At 42.3% G+C, this 22,908-nt stretch carries 12 protein-coding genes; 2 read left to right on the forward strand and 10 right to left on the reverse strand.

The genetic code is table 11. The annotated features are described in order from the left end of the window. Nucleotides 1–33: 33 nt before the first annotated feature. Together J7E57_RS07240 and J7E57_RS07245 are read right to left on the reverse strand one after the other, a co-directional pair. Complete coding sequence (locus J7E57_RS07240; RefSeq protein WP_215126540.1) at nucleotides 34–1,923, reverse strand: RagB/SusD family nutrient uptake outer membrane protein; 1,890 nt, start codon at nucleotides 1,921–1,923, stop codon at nucleotides 34–36. Nucleotides 1,924–1,934: 11 nt separating this feature from the next. Beyond that, nucleotides 1,935–5,108 (reverse strand): SusC/RagA family TonB-linked outer membrane protein, encoded by a 3,174-nt coding sequence (locus J7E57_RS07245; RefSeq protein ID WP_251029837.1) that lies wholly within the window; start codon nucleotides 5,106–5,108, stop codon nucleotides 1,935–1,937. 864 nt (nucleotides 5,109–5,972) lie between these two features. Here J7E57_RS07245 and J7E57_RS07250 point away from each other — a divergent pair. Together J7E57_RS07250 and J7E57_RS07255 are read left to right on the forward strand one after the other, a co-directional pair. After that, the gene (locus tag J7E57_RS07250) at nucleotides 5,973–8,324 is read left to right on the forward strand and encodes an alpha-N-acetylglucosaminidase (protein ID WP_251029838.1); all 2,352 of its coding nucleotides are present in this window, start codon (nucleotides 5,973–5,975) and stop codon (nucleotides 8,322–8,324) included. 80 nt (nucleotides 8,325–8,404) lie between these two features. Then, entirely contained in the window at nucleotides 8,405–8,839 is a 435-nt protein-coding gene (locus J7E57_RS07255) for an SRPBCC domain-containing protein (RefSeq protein ID WP_215126544.1), read from the forward strand. A gap of 61 nt (nucleotides 8,840–8,900) precedes the next feature. On the opposite strand, the gene J7E57_RS07260 is transcribed toward J7E57_RS07255, so the two are convergent. The 8 genes from J7E57_RS07260 to J7E57_RS07295 form a co-directional block, all read right to left on the reverse strand. Beyond that, nucleotides 8,901–10,814: a glycoside hydrolase family 97 protein gene (locus tag J7E57_RS07260; protein WP_215126546.1), complete on the reverse strand. Its 1,914-nt coding sequence runs from the start codon at nucleotides 10,812–10,814 to the stop codon at nucleotides 8,901–8,903. A 444-nt stretch (nucleotides 10,815–11,258) separates the two neighbouring features. Next, nucleotides 11,259–12,599: an alpha-L-fucosidase gene (locus J7E57_RS07265; RefSeq protein WP_215126548.1), complete on the reverse strand. Its 1,341-nt coding sequence runs from the start codon at nucleotides 12,597–12,599 to the stop codon at nucleotides 11,259–11,261. Nucleotides 12,600–12,914: 315 nt separating this feature from the next. After that, on the reverse strand, nucleotides 12,915–14,747 hold the full coding sequence (locus tag J7E57_RS07270) for an alpha-L-fucosidase (RefSeq protein ID WP_215126551.1): 1,833 nt from the start codon (nucleotides 14,745–14,747) through the stop codon (nucleotides 12,915–12,917). Nucleotides 14,748–15,005: 258 nt separating this feature from the next. Further along, nucleotides 15,006–16,490, reverse strand: coding sequence for a family 43 glycosylhydrolase (locus J7E57_RS07275; protein WP_215126553.1), 1,485 nt, complete (start codon nucleotides 16,488–16,490; stop codon nucleotides 15,006–15,008). A gap of 300 nt (nucleotides 16,491–16,790) precedes the next feature. Next, nucleotides 16,791–17,813: a LacI family DNA-binding transcriptional regulator gene (locus J7E57_RS07280; RefSeq protein WP_215126555.1), complete on the reverse strand. Its 1,023-nt coding sequence runs from the start codon at nucleotides 17,811–17,813 to the stop codon at nucleotides 16,791–16,793. A gap of 26 nt (nucleotides 17,814–17,839) precedes the next feature. Next, complete coding sequence (locus tag J7E57_RS07285) at nucleotides 17,840–19,444, reverse strand: hypothetical protein (RefSeq protein WP_215126557.1); 1,605 nt, start codon at nucleotides 19,442–19,444, stop codon at nucleotides 17,840–17,842. Nucleotides 19,445–19,462: 18 nt separating this feature from the next. Further along, nucleotides 19,463–20,665 carry an alginate lyase family protein gene (locus tag J7E57_RS07290; RefSeq protein ID WP_215126559.1) on the reverse strand — a complete coding sequence of 401 codons (1,203 nt, stop codon included), beginning with the start codon at nucleotides 20,663–20,665 and terminating at the stop codon, nucleotides 19,463–19,465. A 10-nt stretch (nucleotides 20,666–20,675) separates the two neighbouring features. Next, nucleotides 20,676–22,448, reverse strand: coding sequence for a right-handed parallel beta-helix repeat-containing protein (locus J7E57_RS07295; RefSeq protein ID WP_215126561.1), 1,773 nt, complete (start codon nucleotides 22,446–22,448; stop codon nucleotides 20,676–20,678). Between the last annotated feature and the right edge of the window lie 460 nt (nucleotides 22,449–22,908).

Consider the following 22,908-nt stretch of genomic DNA (forward strand, 5'->3'; position numbering starts at 1 on the left):
CTTGTCTTTAATTATTTGTGATCATGAACTACCTTACCATCCAGGGTTTTGCGCAAACTCCTTATACATATTTACATCTGCTCGTTTAAGTGGCAACCAATAATGCTTTTCACTAAACGGACGCTGTAATATTAATCGCTCACGATAGTTTACGACCTTGTTTAATTTGGTGTCGACCGTAGGGCTTAAAGGAGCAGCGCGATCAAATTCTGCTGCTGTTTTTAAGGTATAAGGCACTTCGGCGAGCAAATGCCAGCGGCGAAGATCATTAAACCGATGTCCTTCAAAGGCAAGTTCAACGGCGCGTTCGCGCCTTACTTCTTTCATAAACTCTGTTGTAGATACTAAAAACTGTGCGGCAACACGTCCAACACCAGCACGATCTCGGATCACATTGATTGCATCTACGGCAGTTTTGCTAAATCCCTCTGCGGTTGCGCTTGGGGAATCGTACCCTGTAGCAACCGATTCTGCGTACATCAGGTAGATATCGGCCAAACGCATATATGAAACCTTAATATTCAGGTTTTGTCCGTAATTCCAGCCCTGATCAAAGTTATTGGCAGTTCTGGGCACAAATTTGAACATCATATAGCCAGTACGGCTACCAGAACGTTCATCCCTATAACTTCCGTTTGTGAACAGGTTTGCATATCGGTGTGGCTCCATATTCGCTGCCAAAGTTCCCTGCACTACCTTAACTCCATCATATATAATATCATTATAGAACCTTGGATCGCGATCGCGCCAAGGAAATTGCGGATCATATCCTGAGCCACTAGGATCAGCCTGGGCAGAATTCGAAATGGGCAAACCATTTTTCATCCCATAATAATTAACATAATTTGCGGTAGGCGCAAATACCAATGCATCCGCCCCTACAATTGCTGGTGTATATTGTTTTGCAGTGCCATAGGTTGAACCATGTGCTCCCCAATATGGCCCTGTAAATATTACTTCAGTACCTCCCGGGATTAAGAAATTTTGGCCAGTTGTATAAAAATTGGTACTGTATTGTGCAAAAGGCAATAACTTATGAGGAGCAGCGCCACTTTCTGTTAGTTTTAATAACTCGGCAAATGCAGCAGCCGCTTTTTTACTCAGTTCTACATTGTAGGTTTTGCTACCGGTAGATTCTAGGTTCATTAATGGACTAGCGGCCCACAGATAGTTTTTACCTAAATAACCTAATGCCATGATTTTATTGATGCGCAACTGGTTTTTACCCAGGGTTTGGATCCCGGCTGTTGTATTATCCCAATTAATTGGCAAAAGATCGGCAGCGGCTCTTAAATCCAGTGCTGCCTTTGCTGCGCATTCCTGATACTTTAGCCTTGGCAATCTCAATTCTTCATCGGCTGGCAATACTTTATCAATGTATGGTAGCCCCCCAAAATATTGCATGAGCTGGAAATGGAACCAACCTCTAAAGAATAATAGTTGACCTCTGATCAGGTTACGTTCTTCATCGGTTGCGTTTGCCATCAGGTTTAGGTTCTCAAGGCCTAAATTCGCTTTACGAATGCCATACCAGGCCAGTGGATACAGACCTTTGCTAAAACGATCGTTATTTGTATTCGCGTTGGCATTATCTAAAAATCCAGCTCCCCATCCATCAAACTCTCTTTGCCAGCCCCAAAAATCGCCGTTATCTATTTTGTTAACGAAGTGAAAATTTTGAACTGTAGACTGGATTTCGTCTTCACCCCAGTTGAAACTGTTGGTCCAGTACCGGTTGGTAAAATCTGGAATACAATTATATAGCTCCTCGGTAAAGCCCTGAAAACTACGAAAGTCTTTGAAGGCAGATTCTGCTGACACAGTTGCTTCAGGATCTCTGTCTAAATATTTTTTACAAGATACCATGCCGGTTCCCGCCCAAATCATTCCTATCAATAATAGGCGTGTTATATATTTTTTCATAATGATCATGTTTAGAAGATGAAATTAGCGCCTAGATTATAGCGTTTTACAGTTGGATATGCACCCTGCGATGCCCAGCCCTGTCCGCCCGCACTTTGATAATTTGCTTCACGGTCATCCGGCATCTTAGTCCATACGTGTAAATTGTTTCCATTTAGGAATATACGTATACTTGAGATTCCTGCTTTTTTAACCCAGTCCTGTCTAAACGTATAAGCAACCTCAGCATTTTTTAAACGCAGATAAGAAGCATCATAGAAGTACCTGTCTGCCGTGTAAAAACCCGCTGGCGTTGTTTCCCAACGTGGCATCGGACCATCAGGATTTGTATTGTCTTTTGACCAATAACTTCCTTCATCATAGGCAACTGTATTCTTTCCTGAAAAAGACCCGAGCACTACCTGGCGGGTAACATTGTTCACACCGTAAAACTGAGCAAATGCGCTAAATCCTTTCCATTCAAAACCTATAGTTGCATTGTAGGTGTTTTCAGGAGCGCCAGAATAACCATAAGGAATGTTATCATTCGCATCAATTATCCCATCTGCATTGTAATCTACCAGATGATAGTTTCCTGGAATTTTCAATTGGTCATTGGCATTGTGCATGGTACTTCCATAAAGCTGATCCCAAGTATTGTAATAACCAGCGCTCACATAAGAATAAGCCTGTCCAATCTGTTTATCAAGAGGCTTAGCATATAACGGTAACAATCCGGCAACATCAGCATATACAACTTTGTTCTTGGCATGAGTATAATTGATATTGGCCCACGCAGTAAAATTGCTGGTGATTTTTTTATTGAACCGGATATCAATTTCATAACCTCTGGACCTCACCTTACCAACGTTAAACGTAGGTGGTGTGGCACCATAGTAACTTGGAACAGCACGATTGTTGGTAAGGATATCGCTCCTGTCGTCCTGGAAGAAATCTACACTTCCAGAGATCGTGTTTCCAAAAAACCCAAAATCAAGCGCGATATTCTTCTTTACAACCTTTTCCCAGCGTACGTTTGGATTACCTACCGTAGTTTCCCTATACCAGTTATAAGGACTATTCTCTGCAGCTTCACCAGTAGTACCGAGTGGCGTAGTGCCTCCAAATACCCAGTTCGTTAAAAATGCAAATCTTGGGGAACCACCATCATCACCAATTTCGCCATAAGATCCGCGTAATTTTAAAGAGTTGATGAATTTGATTGGTTTCATAAACTTTTCTTCAGAAATCATCCATCCAAGTCCACCAGATGAAAAGAAATCAAAGCGATAAGCCGGGCCGAATTTCTCAGAGCCATTATAAGCCCCATTATATTCGAAACTGTACTTTCCTGCATAATTATAAGTAGTACGGAAAACCCAGTCTTCACGATAAGAAGGAATAATACTTCCGGTAGCTGTGTTATCTCTACTCCAAAGCCCCATAGCAGTTAAATTATGCTTTTGGGCAATGGTCTTAACATAATTGATCTGCATTTGAGAAAACATTCTGCGGTAGGTTGCGCCATCGTTAACATCACCCGCGCGGCTTGCCCATCTTACACTTTCCCTCCATTCCAGCTCTGTTGCCGCATCTTTGGTTTGTGAATAACTTACTATTCCCGTTTCAGGGTCGATGTATTTACTTAGTGTTCCATTATTCCGGTCATCAATTCCACGACCAGCTTCGATAAATGTATTATCGATAGAAAGTGTTCCTTTTAAACTCAATCCCTTAACAAGAGAATTTAAGCTTTGATCCAAGGTAAAATCTGTGGTGATACGGGAAGTTGTGGTCGTTTGAAGGCCACTGGTAGACAAAATCCTAACAGAGTTTAAACTCTGTTGTTCATTGGGCTTGTAATATCCCCATGTGCCATCCGAATAAACCGGAAGATAGAGATTTGGTGCTGCAGAATAAGCAGCTGTCCAGGTATTGTAAGGGTTGACATCAATCCATGGGCGCTCTGATGTACCTCTTGAACCAGAGATATTTGTTCTGAATACCGTTGATGGTGTTAATTGAAAATCAAGGTTGCTTCTTACGTTCAATCTTTTGAAACTGTAGCCACCGTTATAACCGCGATCGTTACCAAATCTTCTGAACAAATCTCCTTCATCAAGGTAGTCAACAGAAGAAAAATACTTCACAAACGATGTTCCCCCGCTTACATTAAGATTGGCATTGTAAGACATTGCATTATCTCTAAACAAGGTATTTACCCAGTCTACGTTTGGATAACGCTCAGCTTCTTCAAGATTGGCGGGCGAACGATATTTTTGCATCACAGCTTCGGGAAGATATGAACTCCATGCGCCCGGAGCGAGTGCTAATTCGTATTCGATTGTTCGGTTACGCACCTGGAACATATCGTACGAGTCGAGCTTACCTGGCAATTTAGATGCAGATTTAACAACTGTATTAGCAGCTGCTCTGATTTCTGCCTTCCCTTCACGCCCCCTTTTGGTGGTAATCAAGATTACGCCATTTGCTCCTTTTACCCCAAATACCGCAGTAGCTGAAGCATCTTTAAGTACCGATACTGAAGCCACGGAGCTGATATCGATGTTATTTATCGATCGTTCAACTCCATCTACTAAAATAAGCGGACTGGCATTGTTCCAGGTGCTGCGCCCGCGAATAAGAATCTGAGGATCTTCATCCCCTGGCATTCCAGTACTGGCGGTAGTAATCACACCTGGCAAATTTCCAGTTAATGCGGCACCTAAACTAGATACACCACCTGTTCTTTCCAACACTTCGCTGGTCGTTTGAGAAATTGCACCAACCACGCTTTGTTTCTTCTGAACGCCGTATCCTACAATCACTACATCTCCCAATTGATCAGAGTTAGATTTCATGGTTATGTTTACCGTATTTTTGCCGGCAATACTCACATCCTGAGTTTTCATTCCTACATATGCAACGGTAAGCGTCTGCCGATCAGCGGGTACCTCTATTGCAAATTCTCCATTTGTGCCAGTTTGCACTTTAGAACCAGTACCTTTTACAGTAATAGTAACTCCTATTAATAGCTGTTTTTGTTCATCAACTACCGTCCCGGTTATTTTTCGCCGTTGTTGCGCGGCAGCTGTATCAATCAACAGCGCGGAGATAATCAGTGTTAAATACATCACGAGTAATAACTGCTTTGCTCCCTGATATCTGGAGCGCGCATCATTACCCATATTGGTTATTTTTTCCATTATTTAAAATCATTTAAAGAGAAATAGATTTGGATAATTGTATGCCAGTCCTAGTTAGTTAGGATCACCAAAACAGATTTTTCAATTGTTTTAGTTAGCGTAGAGCGGAGTAACCCCTCTTTGAAGTAGTAGTAGTTTTTAGTCATAAAATTTGGTTTATTTTGGTTAGGATTAATATTCAATACTATTGAACGGATTCAATCTGTATCGGTGTGAGATCGATTTGGATTTAATCAGGTGCTTTCATGAGCGTTTGTTCAGTTTGGTTCATATTTATTTGGTTAGCCCCTTAAATAAAAACCAATTTTAGCTTTCCTGATCATTGAACTATCTGCCTTTGGCATCGCACTGAGATTTAAGATCAGTGTTAAGCGCTATTAGGGTAAGTGTTGGTCGTACTTACTTCAGTATAATGTTCGAACGGAAAGATAATGGCTTTACCTGTTTGGGTATTCGAAGCTAAGACAACTACAATTTTAAGGATAGCACAATTGTTTAAATTTATACCCAGTTTGTTTAAGTGGTGTAGAAAGTGCCTTTATGCATCAAAAAAAGCATTAAAGTGATAACATCCATTTTATTTTAAACACAATTGTCTTATCCATATAAGTATCTGGATAGCGTATAAATCCAATGTGTATCGTCTTTTAGCTATTATGCGTCACGCTGTTTTCCATTTAGCGAACCTATATTATATATGCAGCAGACAAAAATATGATTTAACCTTTAGCTTATTTGTAGATATATCTACAAATAAGCTTAAATAAATCATCACAAGAGAAAAAACAACTATAGGCTTATCATTATAACGATTGCTCATATTCCTGTAAACAAAAAATGGCACCACAATAACTAAAGCAGATAATGGCTAAAATATATGTTATGGAGCCAGACTATACCTGCCCCATTATTTATTATCTGTATATTGAACCGCTAATAATTTTAGTGTATATCAGGATAGCAAAAGCCGTGGTTATCCCTCAAAATAAAAACAAACAGATGAAATATAAAATATACTTTCTTGCTGCATTTTTGGTAATGGCATCTGCTAAAACAAGGGCGCAAGCTTATCTTTCTTCATCAGCTGAACTGATCAAAAGGGTTCTGCCCAAACAGCATCAGTTTTTTTTAATCCAAAGCATCGTTTCTGAAAACGGCATGGATGTCTTTGAAATCGAAAGCAAAAAAAACACCATCATTTTAAGGGGGAGCAGCGGTGTAGCTATTGCTTCGGCTTTTTATTATTATTTAACGGAATACGCCCATTGCCAGATAACCTGGAACGGCGTTAACCTTAAATTGCCACAAAACCTACCGGTGGTTAAAAATAAAGTAAGGAAATCTACACCTTACGAGTACCGCTATTACCTTAACTACTGCACTTTTAATTACAGCATGAGCTGGTGGGACTGGGCCAGGTGGGAAAAAGAAATAGATTGGATGGCACTTCATAGTATTAATATGCCCTTGGCTATTACCGGAGAAGAATATACCTGGTATCTTTTGTATAAAGAAATGGGCTTTAGTGATGATGATCTGAAGGATTTCTTTACCGGACCAGCTTATTTTTCGTGGTTCTGGATGGGAAATATAGACGGTTGGGGCGGTCCCCTGCCATTGGACTGGATGAAAAGTCACTTCGAACTGCAAAAGAAAATCTTGGCCAGACAGCGTTCTCTTGGCATGAAACCGGTTCTACCTGCATTTACAGGGCATGTACCAGCCGCGTTTAAAAAGAAATTTCCAAATGCGAAACTGAAGGCTACCAACTGGACCAATGGTTTCGCAGACACTTATATCCTCGATTCGGAAGATCCTATGTTCGCCGCTATCGGAAAAAAGTTTTTACAGAAACAGACCGCGTTGCTGGGTACCGATCACCTCTACTCTGCCGATACCTTTAACGAAAATGAACCACCATCATCAGAACTTGACTTTTTAGGTAAACTGAGTGCAAGAATTTATGATGGGATGTCGCAGGCAGACCCCAAGGCTATATGGGTAATGCAGGGCTGGCTATTTTATAGTGACAGAAAATTCTGGAAAGAGCCCCAAACAGAAGCCCTTTTAAAAGCCGTACCCAACGACAAGATGATATTGTTAGACCTGGCCACAGAAATAGAGCCGGTATGGAAACGCACTTCGGGTTTTTACGGAAAACCTTGGATCTGGAATATGCTGCACAATTTTGGCGGAAATACCAATCTTTTTGGGCGGATGGACGTAATTGCCACCGCACCTGCACAAGCCTTGAACGATCCACAAAGTGGCAAGATGAAAGGTATTGGCCTCACAATGGAAGGTATTGAACAAAACCCGGTATTGTACGAGTTGATGATGGCCAATGTTTGGCAATCGAAACCGATAGATCTAAAAACATGGCTGCCTAATTTTGTTTTTAACAGATACGGAAAAAACAATCCCAATGCGCAAAAGGCATGGGAAATTTTAAGAAAAACAGTTTATAATGTACCCCAAGATAAATACATCAGAGATGGCGCAGAATCTATTATTCAGGCACGTCCTACACTTGATTCACTGACCCGTTGGGCTAAAACGACCTTAAATTATCAGGAGCGAGATCTGTTACCAGCCTGGGATGAACTCATAAAGGCCGCGCCTACCTGCGGCAATAGTGATGGTTTTCAGTACGACATAGTGGATGTAACCCGACAGGCCATGGCAAATTATGCCTTGCCTTTACAGCGAAATTTTGTAACCGCCTACAAGAAAAAGGATATGGTTACCTTTAAGGCAGAAAGCCAAAAATTTCTTCAGCTTATTGACGATATGGACAAGCTATTAGCTACCCGAAAAGATTTTATGCTTGGTCCGTGGGTTGAGCAGGCAAGAACATGGGGAAACAATCCAGCTGAAAAAGCACTTTACGAAATGAACGCAAAAGATTTGATTACCCTATGGGGTGATGAAAAAAGTCCGTTAAACGAATATGCCTGCAGACAATGGAGTGGTTTGTTCAGTGACTTTTACAAACCGAGATGGGCGCTTTTTTTCAGATATGCATCAAAAGCCATCGACAATCAAAAAGAAATCGATATCAAACAGTTTAACAGGGAGGTAAGTGCCTGGGAATGGAGCTGGGTAAACCAAAGGAAAGATTATCCCCTAAAAACGGTTGGCAGTTCAGTAAGTATAGCCATTGAGATGCATAAAAAATACAGAAGCATAATTGAAAAAGCGCATCAGTATCGCTAAGCTAACACTAATGGGAACACTTGCAGGTTCCTACTGGGTAAGGACCGTCATCAGCCTGAAAATATTGCACTTTTGCAACTATGAATATACTGCAAAAAACCGTATTTATCACTGCTCCAATGCATGCGGTATGGGATAGCCTTACTGTCCCTGAGTTTATTCAGGAATGGACATATGATAGCCCTATTGAAATACAGACAGATTGGAAAGTCGGTAGTACAATAATCACTAGTGGGGATCTTCACGGGATCCCGTTCATCAATTCAGGAACAATCCTGGAACTGGATCCCGGCATCAAACTCTGCTATAGTTTTTTAAGTTCCCTCTCCAATTTACCCGATACAGAAGAAAGCTATTGTATATTGGAATTTAATTTGAAACATGAAGATAAACAGACCAGGCTTGAGCTTACCATTCGCAATTTTCCTGACGAGGTAATCCGTAAGCACCTGGAGCTGTATTGGGGGCCAACAGTTAAACTCATCAAGCAACAAACAGAAAACCGTCAAATCTAAATACTTGCCAGGTGACATCAATACTTATTTAGCGTTCCATATCAAGGATCCATTTTGAGCCTTACAAGCCGCCAACTATTCCTGCAAAGCCGCCTCTAGGCAAGCATTGGATTTGCAGTATACCCGATTTTTTGATGCTTTTGGTTTCGCTGGTAATCGATTTCGTATCTGCTCCATCTTTAAATAACTGGAGAGAATAATCTGCATTGCCCAAAAATTTCAAATTTAAATCGAGTGTTTGCGGGGTATCTTTTCCATTAAGTCCAGCTACATACCAAAGCTTCCCCTTTCTTCGTGCAATAACGATCATTTCGCCGGGATAGCCCTGGATCAGTTTGGTTTCATCCCAGGTTGTGGGAAAATCTTTTAGAAAATTCTGTGGTCCTGCTGATAAATCATAATATGCAGATGGCCTGTCTGCAAAATGTTGTAAACCAGACTCAAATACCACGGCCAATGCCAGCTCGTGGGCAAAGGATGTAATATGCGGGTGCTGCGAATTAGAAAACGTTACCGGGGTGTAGTCCATAGAGCCTACTACATTCCGGGTGAATGGAAGAGTAGTATTATGCGCAGCAGCCTTATCCGTTAAAGTCGGTTTGTTATTGTACCATTCGGCACCGTACACCGCTTCGGTAGTCATTAAATTGGGATACGTACGGGCCCAGCCCCGGGGTATGGTAGCTCCGTGAAAGTTGACCAGCAGCTTGTATTTTGCGGCATCTTCCAGAATATCCATATAATATTTCATCATGTCCTGCTGGTCTCCTGCAAAAAAATCGACCTTAACACCCGATACTCCCATACTTCTCAGCCATGAAAACTCCTTTTCTCTTTTCTCGTGTGTTAACAGCCTGTCCACTGGAGTTGCACCAAGCCAATCGGTACCTGAGTTATACCATAAAAGCGTTTTTATGCCTTTACTCCTGGCATAACTCAAGGCATCGTTAATGGTTCCTCCGTTTGCCATTGCATCCCATTCCCAGTCAATAAGTACATACGGCCAGTTCATCTTCACAGCCAGATCAATGTATTCAATTACTCTCTTATAATCCTTTGAGCCATGATTGTATGCCCAATATACCCAGGCAACGCTTCCTGGTTCAATCCATTTCGTGTCCTTAAAGGCAGTAGGTTCGCTCACATCGGTAATCAACGTACTTTCCACCAGATCGGCCAGTCCACCTACTATCATTACGTGCCATTGCGAATTCCAGGGCAAGTTGGAAACAGCTCCCCCATGAAAACTCTTTTTTGCCGCAGGATAAGTTACCTTATACAGGTTTGTATTTCGTTTATTGTTAAGCTTCGTCCCACAATTTTGCCTGCTTATACCTGCCTCCGAAATTAGTACCCATAACGGCTGGTTATTAACCTTATACAGGGCAGGATACCCCCATTCACTGCTCTTTTTTTCATCAGTTCCACTAGTATTAAGCGAATAAAATTTCTCATAGCCATAATCGTAGGGCTGCATCCATCTTGCCGTACCTTCAGGAATCACATAGCCTGTGGCTTCCTCTTTAATTGATAAACTGGGGTCTAATTGATTGGGGAAGGCGTACATGAACGCAACACCATCGTTATAAACTTTAAAAGTGATATCCAAGGGCTGATCGGACGGATTCTTATAACTGAATGTTTTTTCAGTGCCAAAATTCTCGCAACGCTTTCGCTTTCCAGTCACCATTTCATATTTGTCATGAACAGCAACAGCCTTACCTTCTCCAATAAGCCTGAGATTCGATACGAACTGCTGATCTTCCCTTGAAATGCCTAGCGGTGAGCTGGGCAGCACTTCAATATATGCACTTCCTTTTTTATAAAGTACTTTAAAATATGCCTGGCCGGCCCCTCCCCCGCCAGCTTGTTGCATTTCCACAACGACTTTAATTTTTTTATTGGGCGATAGAATTTGTTGGGAATACCCAACAGTGCTAAAAATAAGGTTCAGTGCTAAAAAAAGACTTTTCATTTGTTTTTATTTTTATAAATTGTGTTGCTAAAGTTGAAATATTTATCTGTTAATCCCATTTCCCTCCACAATTGCCAAGAAAAGAGAATCTAGAAATTTTACATTAGTTTTTTCCGTCCCTGATCTGGGATTCATTGCATCATTGTTTCTGAAGCTAAATAAGGCGCAACAGCCTAAATCATAACAAAAGATCTAGAGTTTATAACATTCCACTCTTAATGCTGCTTGATATCGATTATATATTTTTATGCCATTACCCATATTCCTCAATCGGGGAAAATTTTAATTTAAGTCATCGTTACAGTCTCAAGGTTATCTTTCAGTTTTATATCAAATTTAGATAACGCTTCTTTCTAACAATTATACTAATTAGACTATATTTTGCACAAAACCGACAAAAATATAATCAGTATAGCTTTAAGTTTCCAGGTTGATTTGCGACGTTTACCTTTTGGTTTCGAGCACAAATGTTGTAACAATAGGATCAAGTTGAGTTGGATCTATTGTCAACGTAATCCCATTATTATCTTGCTTGAACTTAACTTTAGGGCCATCCAGCACCTTGCTTGAAGAAACCACCTTGTTCAGTGCCGGTAACTTAATCTCGGATGACCCGTCTGGCATTTTCACCAAATGAACATAGATCTTATTTCCCTTGTGGGTTGAACCGTAATAATTATCTACCGGTTGGAAGGGACCGGGACGTGTTCCATAAATTCCCTGGCCATTTTTTTTCAGCCAATCACCAACCTCCTTCAACCTCGCTACATGCGTGGGGGGTATTACGCCATCCGGGTCAGGGCCAACATTTAGTAGCATATTACCACCGCGATCAACGGTATTCACTAACATATCAACGATAAGTTTAAGCGGGATTAGGTTCTGGACTTTATTGAACCCCCAACTTGACCGGTTCAGATTTAGGCACTTTTCCCAGGGAAAGGGTATGATCGGGCCTTTCACCGCTGCATCGCCCTCGTTGGTCTGAAAATCGCCAACCATGCCCGATCTCGGGTTGATGACGATGTCCGGATTATAGCTACGTACCATGCCATTAAGTTTTAGCGGTTCCCAGAACCAGGCCGCATCCGCATCACCTCCCTTGTGGGCCAGCCAGCCGCCATCATACCAAAGTATCTCTATCTTGCCATAGTTCTTCATCAGTTCTTCGACCTGCCCGTAAGTCTGTTTTTTTAGTAGCGCCGCATTTTCAGGCAACCCTTTAGGATTAAAATAACCTGGGAACCGCCAGTCCAAGGGGGAATAATAAAGGCCCACATGCAAGCCGGCCCTACGGCAGGCATCTGCATATTCTTTCACAAAATCCCTATGTGCCGCAGTTTCAAAACTGTTAAAATGACCATAACTGGCAGGGCTGTTCCATAATGCAAATCCGTCATGATGCCTGGCCGTTAATACCATATATTTCATGCCTGCATCCTTGGCCGCTTTCGCCCAGGCATCACCACTAAATTGTCTTGGATTAAATTGGTCGGCCAGCTTGGCATATTGTTCCACGGGTATTTTCTTGTTAAACATGGTCCATTCACCGGTTGCGGGAATCGAATACAGGCCCCAATGGATGAACATGCCGAACTTTTGATCTTCCCACCATTGCATTTTTTCAGCGGGAAGATTGGAGCCAGGGCCTTTAACACCGCGCCCAGCCCCTTTCAGCCCCGCAAATGCATTGCCTTTTTCCATTGATTTTCTTTCCGCCTCGCCCATATCCTGGCCAATGGCTTTCAGGGAAAGCATCGACAATATCAACAATAAGGTTTTCATTTTGAGTTTTGGGGTCATATTTGATTTTAGTTTCGATTAATTAATTATTGCCGAGGTGCCGCAAACCCTCCAAACAGCGGCTTGATCAATGGTTAATTTGACTTGCTTAAACTATCCATCATTTAAACGGGATCTTGCCGAATACAACAACGGTAAAAATTTAGGCAAGAGTTTTTTAAGTTTATCAACAAGATAAAAAATGACGGTTTTCATACTCTTTATGGGGTAATTATGTGCCGTGTCAAAGCTTCTTCGGCAATTTCTTGCCTTAAGCTGGTAAACCGTTCCTTTGTAAGCTTTAATAATGGCGTTTAACTACTGGCTTCCCTTTTGCATTCCAAGCGCTAACTTAAAGCAAAGGGAAGTTTTAAACGGTTCCGTATCGGGTAGAGTAATAACCAACGCATCGATAGTTCTTGTCCATTTGATTTTACCCTTATACCCTAATAACTCAACAGAGGATATTTGCTGGATATCATTATTGTTGAAGCCTAATGATTTAATCGAAATCTGAGAGCCTGAAGGCGGAATCATAAGGGTGAAAGCATAAAGATTACCATCCTTGCCCACGGTGAAACGTAGGTCTTCCGGTCCGAAGGTAAAATTGGCTTGATTTTTACCAATGCTGCCCCTCGGTATTGAACGCAGTTTACCATCTTTCCCTTCACCGGCAACTTTCCATGCCTTGCTTCCATAGATCGCGGAACTGTTGATCTTCATCCAATCGCCGATCTCATAAAGCATTTTTAAACATGCAGGATCAAGTGAGCCATCCGGCATGATAGGTATGCTAACTGCATACGAACCGTCTTTGGAAACATACTCCAATAAAAAACGGATCACTGAAGATGCATCGTAAACGTAGTTCGGACCATAATACCAATCCCCAACTGGATTTTCCCCAATCCACGGCTGATCAGTCTTTACTTTGTCAGGATAATTACCTTCAAAAGTTGTCACGATGCCTTTCTGACCGGCGGGATGGAACTTGGTAATACTGAATACATCCACTTTACCATGCTTTTTGATAGAATGGTTAAAGTAAGATGCGATGACCCGTTGATCGGCATCCGATTTATATCCTGTGCCGGAATTCCATCCGCTAAATGGCTGGGTGCTGTTACCATCGGTATAAATAAAATCGGGATCATATTTACTAATTACGTCCAGCATGCGCAAAGCCCATCTGTCAACGTACCATTTGGCATAATCAAGATGATTTGAAAAGATGCCTTTAGGCAAGTTGTATTCAAACTTGTCCATTCCCTTGTATTCCCTCATGTTAATACCATAAAGCAGTTTCGGGTCATAACCTTCCCACCATTTGCCTTTACCGTCGGCCAGGGTTAACCTGCCATCATACATTTGCCCGATCTTTGGACCTTTGCTATCGTTACGAAATGCGGTTTGCCACCACCACCAGGTATACTCGTGGTGAAAGGCTACACCGTAATGCATTCCAGCGCTTTTTACAGCCTTTGCCCACTCACCAAGCAAATCTCTCTTGGGGCCCATGTTCACGGAATTCCAAGGCTGATATTTAGAGTTCCACAAGTCAAAATTATCATGGTGCACGGCTTGTATAAGCATGAACCGGGCACCAATGTCATGGTACAATTTCACATACCAGGATGGGTCAAGCTTGGAGGGTTTCCAATCACGTAATACTTCCTTGTAACCAGAATCCACGGGAGACCCATAACGTTTTTGATGGTTGTCGTATGCCAACCGACCTTCCATGTACATTTTACGGGCATACCAATCGCCACTCATTCCGGCAGCTTGTGGGCCGAAATGCACCCAGATGCCAAACTTTGCTTCTCGCAACCACTCAGGGGCATCATTGGGATAACCTTTGTTGATAGATGACCATGTCGGCTCAAATGGGCCCTCAGTAATCGGGAAGTTTGTTTTAACTTCCTTTACACCTGCGGTATCACCCATCTCAACCGATCCTACCGGTAAGGCAGGAGGGATAAATGGGATTGGCACGGGAGGTGGCAACAAAGGCATGTTGTCAGCAATGCCTATGGCATCCAACTCTCTTTGAGAAATATGTGATGTTTGAAGTTTCTTGGAAGAGGCGCAGCCTAATGCTAAGGATGCGACAGTTGCCATGAGCAGGTATTTGAAACTGGACTTTTTCATGATTTTTTACTATTACGATAAATAATGTTTATACACCTAAGCTGTGCCTGGATGTAAGTTATATAAGAGTGAGACCATGCCGGAAGATAGGTCTTTGAATACATCAGAGGCTATTTCCTGCCCGCTATGCATGCCACTTGGATGTTTTAGCAAGAGCGCCTCCTGAACCAACAAATGGACCTGCCAGGTCATCTGTAACTGCACCGTCGATTTTTTGGGGCACCCAAGAGATAATAGAGGTATTTTATATCTTCTCATTTATTTTTTCCTAGTTATTGTTGGCGCCCATGCATTAGTTTTGGCCGATGAGGCATCCTTAAACAGATCGAGGATGATGCCTTTATCTTTCCAATGTATCAAATTGGACAAAGAAAATGTTTTAAGGTAGTTGCCCGACCAGTCGCTGAACCCATCGATTGTCGGGTTTATGTAGTACTTATCTGTCTTGTGAGAAAATAACATCCCTGGACCGGAATCCTCACCGCCGAATGACGGCTCGTTGTTAATCACGACCTGAATCCGGTATGTAATTGGTTTGCCCCCACCTATCTGTAATTTATAGTTCATCGCACCCTTTGTGAAATCCAGCAGGCCTTTCGGTGAGATATCTACCCCGGGAAACTGTGTAAGGCCAGGGTTGAATTTAGAAAGGTCGGTACCTGGGCTTAACGGCAATGTCAATATTTTGTTTGCCGTATCAAGGCTTATGTCCAATTTTTTTATGGCTCGGTTTGACGCCGTTCGGGCAAGGTCGTCCGTTGAAAACCATTTTGCCAAAAGCCTTTCAGCTTCTGCAACCGTAATGGGCATTACGGTTCCATGGCGGGGGTGAAAGTTCATAAATACTGCATCATCTATCATTGTGAAATTGCGCAGGTCCTTGCTCTTGGTAAACTGGTAACGTCCTTTGGTATAAACGTCATACATCAAAATATAGCCGGTACCGTCGTTCAGCTTAAATGTACCGACTCCTTCAACTGGGTCTGTCGTTTGCTGCAGATAATTATCAGCTATTTGATAGGGTCCAATTAGAGAATTTGACATGGCTACCTTGATGCCAGCAATCTTACTATTCTCAGTTTTAAAAAAGAGGTAACTCTTACCCTCTTTCTGAAGAATGTCGCCATCTATTGCCGCACCGTTGCCAGGCATGAAGAGTAGTTGTTTCGGCACTGTCTCAAGGTCTGTAAAATCCTTGTTGGCATAAGCATAATAAATTTTATCCGGCCCCTTGCCATATTTCATGGACCAATAAACCATGTACTTGCCGGCCTTTTCATTGTAAATGGTTTGCGGCGCCCATACCCGCAACAAGCTATCCTGACCCGGAAACCTGTTTTTTATATTTATAACAGTGGAACTCCAGTTGATTAGATCGTTCGACTTTAGCAGAACCATTGCTCGGTTTGAATTCCAGCCACTAGCAACAACCATGTCTGTGGCAACCATATAAAAGGTCTTACCATCTTGGCCGCGCAGAATATGCGGGTCACGGACTCCCCCGGTAGAGCTTATTTTTTTAGAAGGTAAAATGGGTTTGCCATTGTTCATCGCATAGTAGCTGTAGCCATCTTTACTGATAGCGAAACGAATGGCTTCCTGATCTTTTCCTTTTCCAGTGAAATACACGAACAGATAAGCGCCATAAAGTTGCTTACTTTTTAATATGCTTTGCTTTTTTATTTGAGCATTCGAAACAGCGGTTGTAACCAAACAAACTATCAGCAGTATATTTTTTATCATTTTAAGTTCTAATATCGTTCTATATACTTTTTTTTGAAATGGGAAAATTATTCATTAGTAGGCCTATAATTTTTTACATGATCTTTTATTAGGGCAACAAAACATCTTGTGATGTTAAATAAAATATTCATAAAATGGCTGTATGATGAAATCGGGCCGGATAATACCCTGCCTTGATGATGGCAAAACACGTATTTATGGCCTTGATGACCCAAACCGTAAAATTCTGCCCTGTTTCCATCATAAGACACACCACGCTGCTTTCTATACCTATTATTTACCAGAGATTTTCATCACATTTTATAACAGTCTGGCCGTTGAATCCCTGATAATGAAATGGGCAGGAACGATCACCTTTTGGACAGCTCTCTCTTCCAAAGGTTTGTTGAGCAAGCTGAGCAGTACCCTGATCGACTGCCCTGCGAGTTCAGATATAGGCTGAGCGACTGCAGTTATGGTAGGTTCATAAAAATCAAAAACCTGATGGTCATCAAATGCGATAATAGCCATTGTACCTGGGATCTTATATCCAAGCTGGTTAATAGCCTTCACGCCACTAAAAGCCAGGTAATTGGTAGCGAAATAAACAGCGTCGACTCTTTTGTTCTGCCTGAGAAACCGAACAAGTTGCTTAACCGTTTGGGCAGGATCATTTCCATAAGGTATTTTTTCTATAATAACCTCCAGCCCGTGTTCAGCCATTGCTTTAGCGTAACCCTGTTTCCTATCTTCCATCTGGCTCTGGTTACTATCCAGTGTAATGAATGCAATATGGGCAAAAGCATTGTCTGCCAAGTATTTCGAAGCATTATAACTGGCTTTGAAATTATCAAGAATCACATAGCTTGATTCAATATCCGGATAATACCTATCGAACAATACAACCGGAGATCCCTCATCAAGAAGGGACTGTATTTCTTTTTCCATCCCGGCCGGAGGAGTTATGATGTAACCATCTACATTGCGGTCTCTGAAAAGCTGGATAAGTTCCCTGGTCTTATCCGGATCATTATCGGTACTACAGTAGAAAATTTTATATCCGTTTTGGTAGGCAATTTCCTCAATATGATAGGCCATCTGGGCAAAAAAATAATCGGAGATCTTTTCTATCATCAGGCCAATAATCATTGTTTTACCAGTACTCAGGCTCTGGGCCAGGCGGCTTGGTTTATATCCGTTTTCATCAATGTACTGCAGTACTTTTTCGGTTAAAGCCGAACTTATGCGTTTCTCTTTGCCTTTGCCATTGATAATGAAGGAAATCGTTGACTTTGAAATATTCAGGGCAGTAGCTATATCGCCAATGGAGATCTTTTTTATCATTACCGGAATTGGATTGAAGTGACCGATCAGTTGGTTATTGAAAATGTCCTTTGCATCGGAACAGCCGATTGGATCTGGCGCGCCGGAGTGTTATACCCATATTGCCATGCCACCAGGGTAACCTTTATCGGCAACCTGCTCTTGGGCGGGATCGTTGCAAAATAAAGTATGCCATCTACGATTTCTGCAGGCCCTTCCTTTACGAAATACTGTAAGGGCAGTCCGGCATCAGAATAGCCAATTAGTTTCAGGGACTTTACAAACCTTCTCTGGTCGGGGATCTCCGGAAAAATAATTTTCTGTTGAGCCCCTTTCACATTGGAAAGTGGGATCTTCATATTTGCCTGCTGTACTGAAGAGCGATATTTAGTATCTCCTTTCTGACTGGCCATTAACCAGATATCGTTGCTCCGCTTGGTGTTGTTGAATCCCATTCGGTAAAAAGATACCTGAAATGTAGAGTCATTGATTTTCCTGACCGGGCCGCAGACCCTGGAGATCACGATTTTCTCTTCAGGACGGTAAAACACATCAATTGCATGAGTTGTGGTATCTGTATTTATTGCAGAAACATGAAAGGTGATCCCGTCCGTTAAGGGCTCAAAAACAGGCCTGAAACCAGCAAAGCCTGCAGGAGGCAAAAGTTTGCCATGCTGGGTGAATCCAATTGACCGTTTTATTTTAGCCTGCGCAACTTTATACTGATGCTCGGTTAACTTTACCATCTGTCCATCAAATGCCCATCCGGCCTCTGCTTTGTTTCCCATATAATCATTGTAGGGAGCAGAAAGGCCATTTGGCAAGCTACCTCTTCTCCATCTATCCACCAGCCATCCTTTTTTGGGGTCTACAGCAGAAAGTATCGGGAAGGTATTTAAAGGTGTTATTTTGGGGAGCCGGTTTTTTACAGCTTTAGAGATAAACAGATTAAGATAGGCTATCAGTTCATCTGAATAGTCAAAGTGACCATGACCAGCATCACAGAGAAACGCAATGGGAGCATCAGGATTATCTTTTCTGTATTTCATTGCCGGGGTAATCCGCCCCTCAAGCCATTCATCTTCGCCCATTACAAAAAGTCCGGGGATGCCGTTTAGGTTCCTTCCCCCCCAGTCTGGATTGGGCTTACCGCTACCAGTCATATTGGTTAATGGTGCATCTCCATGTATGGATAGCACGGCAATTGTCCGATCGGGATTATAAGCTGCAAAATTCCAGGGATAGCTTGCAGCAGCAGAGTGTCCTATAGGTATAACAGGGGCAAATGCCAGTTCACTGTAACCCGATATTTCTGCCAGGTTTTTCATTGTTGCGAAAAAAACCGCCGAGGAGCTAAAATTAAAGACCATATCCACTGAAGGCGTAATCCAGATTTCAGCAAGGCCGAGCGCAGAAAGGTTTTTTCTAAAAGCACTGTGTTCCAATATCCCTTCTTCGAGCATATTGTGCTGCCCTATAACTACCCCCCTTACCTGTTTACAATCAGGCGGGATCCATAAAAATGCTGTTGGCAGTTCTCCTGTCTCGGAAGAAATACTGCTCTTTACCGGAACAGACCATTGCCATTCGGCAGCAAAAATGTTTTGGCACAGCAATAAAAAAGTAAAGCAGATAAAAATTATTCTGTTCATACAAATTAATTTAGATTATTACGGCTGTGGCAGGGAAAAGAAAAGTGTTCCGAAACCTGCATTATCGGCATTAAATCCTGCACCTTCTGGTCTAAGTTTATCTGCGGCCTGTTTAGTGTAACGGTACTGATCTGCCGGTATACCCTTTATACGAAAGGCATAATGGTTGTATACCTGTTCAAAGATCGAACGGAGGTTACCCCTTCCACTGGTTGATACCTTATGGGCCGGAAATCTACCACTGATGTCGGTGTAAGACTGAAAGGGCACATCTTCACCGAGATTATAACGGGCCGTATACTCAAAGCCTTTGAGCAACCTGTTCTGCGAAAAACTGTACATGTCCATTCCCTGGTTCCATCCAATTTCGCACATTTCTGCCAGATGGCCGATGCCAAGCATACTGTGTGGCTGATCTCGTCCGCTCTCCTGCCCCTGGCCCTCTTCATTTACGATATAATGCAAAAGGCTACCATTTCCTGGGCCCTTGTAGTAAAAATCAACCGCGCGATCGAACATTTCATGATCATCATTAAAAACGGCAATAGCCATCATGCCTTTCATGCAGGCAAGATCCCAGTTACCATGGGCCCAAAGCGCAAAATATTGAATCGGAGGATAAAATACTTCCCTGAACATAACTTTGCATCTTTCGATGTCTTCCTGTTTCCATTTTGGATAGGTAGCGCGCATGATCTCTGCGGCACTCGCCATCTTAAAAACATTTAGTCCAGCCCCTAACTCCACATCTGTCCCATCAAACACCTTAAAAGTTTCAGACCAGGCATTGATAATTTTTATGGCAGTTTTGGCATGAGCTTCATCGCCAGTAACAGACCACATCACTGCATTTTGATAAGCGGCACAAACATCTTTCTCCAGGTTTCCGATATTTTTGCCGGCACCGATCAGCAAGCTACGCTCTACATGTTGGACGGCATGAGGTTCCCAGGAAGCGCTTGACCATGGATGCGATCTGAATTTCTCAAATGCACTCTTCCATGGTTCTCTGCCCAAGGTAACCATATCTTTCATCCGCTGGAGATCATTAGCTGAATGCAACAGGCCGGGATGGGTAAAAGGTTTGGGATGATAGACGACCGGTTTTTCCAGTTTTAGCACCTGCCCGTAAGCATTCACCATATAGAAAAAGAATATGATTAAGGCTAACATCCATTTATTGTAGTGGATTAACCTGGTATAAACATTTAAACTATGCATGCTTAATATTTTAAAATAATTTTATTCTTGGTTTAAGGCCCTGCCCTTGATAAAAAGGTCCGGGAGTTCTTTCTAAAGTCCCGCCCACCGCATTGAGGAAATCCCTGTCAATGGTTATCTTTTTTCCATCAGGATACTCTATGTATTGCTTGCTCAGCGCAAAAAAACCAAAAAATTCAGCTGTTAGCGCCGGAATTTTTATTTGCTTTAGTGCTTCCTTTTTCCAAAATAATTCTACCCCTTTCTGGCTGTGTTCCAGGCGAAAGGAAAAACTATTTTTGGCTTTTGAGCTATTCAGATCGGCCCAGCTTAGCGGAAGGGCCCCATCTGCATAAAGGTTAAAATCTGCCTCACTTCCTGCTGACTTTGCTATGCCTGCACCTTTGCCGATAAAAAGATTGCCATACCAACGGTGGTCGATATCCAGTGCTGGGATAGTCTGTTTGATCACCAGGCTATGTGGCAAAAAATTTGAGGTTGATACTGATTTACCGGGTTGCCGGCCATTGTAGAAGCTACAGTTATAGAACAGGTTCTGAACAAAAACATTTGCTTCTGATGCCTCCATCTTTACACCTGCCATATCTTTATCTGCAGTATCTGCCATTGCAAGTATATTGTTGTCAAATAAAACAGGTCCATGGTTTTTAAACAGGTAAAACAGTCCGGCGCCACTATTTGAAATAATATTTCTCGACAAGCGGGCACCCTGAAAAATTGGGCCTAAAAATACACCATAACTGTTTTTTCCATAAACCCTACGGATCAGGTTATGCGTAATGGTGGCATCAACCGCCATGGCCAGCCGGATACCTGCAGATTCATTGCCCGTATAACCGCCATGCTGGTTAATGTTCTCTATCAGGTTATCTTCGATGGTGCTTGAAGTGCCACCAATTAACCCAAAAATCCCTGCCTGCCCACAGTTGAAAATATGGTTTCCTTTGATCTTGTGATGCCCAACCGAAGCCAGATCCGTATAATCGTTAAACTCTGGCCTTCCTGGATTAGCATCTGCATAAACATGCCCTGGCACACCGATAGAAATACCTACAGCGCGGCATTCACTTATGGAGCAGCCTATTATATTCCAGTACTTTCCATTTTTAGTATCTATTGCGCCGGGCTGTTCTGCATAAATAGAGGCATAATCATTGAAAATCTGACTGACAGCAATCCCTTCAATGGTAAGATAATCTACACCAGACCTGGCACTGATCCCGACATTTCTGACCGAAATTTCCGCTAGCCCGGCATTGGGATTCAATACCCCAAAATTCGCCCATATTATCGTTTTTCCTTTCTCTAGGGTTTTAGTCCACCGCAGTGCATTACTGCACTCCTGAGGGGTGGATACATTGACCATTTTTTTGTCATTAAAGAAGAGCATCATCCCGGTTTGGGAAGAATCCAGCATACATTTCCAGAGTTTATCTTTACCCTTTACCCAGCCTGTCTTCCGCTCAGAACCTTTGATTATAACTTTTGCCTGATTTAAGGCCTGCAGCGTAATCCTTTTGCGCTCCGAACTTCCACCACGTTCAAACACCACCGATTCACGGTAAACTCCTGCCGAAACAAGTATCCTATCTCCAGGCATTGCCCTGGAAACAGCATAACTGATTGTTCTTAAAGGTTTTGCTGCCGAGCCCTCTGCCCTATCGCTCCCAGATACCGAAACATAAATGCTTTTTGGAGGAACTGGAACTGAGACATGTTCAAAAGCTTTCCCCGCAAATTGCATTAGTAAGGGAAAAATCAGAAATATGATAATTTTATTCATCAATGGTTATAGGGTTTCTTTTATGTAAATGAAAGATCCGACAGGATAAAAGATTTTCGGATTTCATGAATAATGACACCAGGTTGCCGCTGGGATACTCTAAATATCCAAAAATTGTTTGTCGGAGAATATCCTGGTTATGTGAATTGCTTATATCTGGCTACCCAAACTTAATTAAACAAAACCAGTTTAGCAAAATGAACGTCTTTTTCACGTTTATTATCGCATACTAACCCAGATCCACAGCATTATAGACCGACTGCCTGGGGCAATTGCGGTAGGCTGTGAGGAATCGTCATTGCGAGAAGGCTTTTTCAGCCGACGAAGCAATCTTAATGCGCACGCTGTTAGTGATCGTTGTAAGATTGCTTCGTGCCTCGCAATGACGACCTTTCTTCGGGAACCTGTCAATACTAGGATAATTATTCCATAAAAATCAATACGAATGACAGAGGATTTT

This window comes from Pedobacter sp. ISL-64, from assembly GCF_018613605.1.
Taxonomy (GTDB): Bacteria; Bacteroidota; Bacteroidia; order Sphingobacteriales; family Sphingobacteriaceae; genus Pedobacter.

Bases quoted from the DNA above. Each gene is read 5' to 3' on its own strand.
- J7E57_RS07250 (WP_251029838.1), top strand. From the start codon at position 5,973: ATGGCTAAAATATATGTTATGGAGCCAGACTATACCTGCCCCATTATT.
- J7E57_RS07240 (WP_215126540.1), bottom strand. From the start codon at position 1,923: ATGAAAAAATATATAACACGCCTATTATTGATAGGAATGATTTGGGCG.
- J7E57_RS07295 (WP_215126561.1), bottom strand. From the start codon at position 22,448: ATGAATAAAATTATCATATTTCTGATTTTTCCCTTACTAATGCAATTT.
- J7E57_RS07275 (WP_215126553.1), bottom strand. From the start codon at position 16,490: ATGATAAAAAATATACTGCTGATAGTTTGTTTGGTTACAACCGCTGTT.
- J7E57_RS07265 (WP_215126548.1), bottom strand. From the start codon at position 12,599: ATGAAAACCTTATTGTTGATATTGTCGATGCTTTCCCTGAAAGCCATT.
- J7E57_RS07280 (WP_215126555.1), bottom strand. From the start codon at position 17,813: ATGATAAAAAAGATCTCCATTGGCGATATAGCTACTGCCCTGAATATT.
- J7E57_RS07270 (WP_215126551.1), bottom strand. From the start codon at position 14,747: ATGAAAAAGTCCAGTTTCAAATACCTGCTCATGGCAACTGTCGCATCC.
- J7E57_RS07290 (WP_215126559.1), bottom strand. From the start codon at position 20,665: ATGCATAGTTTAAATGTTTATACCAGGTTAATCCACTACAATAAATGG.
- J7E57_RS07255 (WP_215126544.1), top strand. From the start codon at position 8,405: ATGAATATACTGCAAAAAACCGTATTTATCACTGCTCCAATGCATGCG.
- J7E57_RS07285 (WP_215126557.1), bottom strand. From the start codon at position 19,444: ATGAACAGAATAATTTTTATCTGCTTTACTTTTTTATTGCTGTGCCAA.
- J7E57_RS07260 (WP_215126546.1), bottom strand. From the start codon at position 10,814: ATGAAAAGTCTTTTTTTAGCACTGAACCTTATTTTTAGCACTGTTGGG.
- J7E57_RS07245 (WP_251029837.1), bottom strand. From the start codon at position 5,108: ATGGAAAAAATAACCAATATGGGTAATGATGCGCGCTCCAGATATCAG.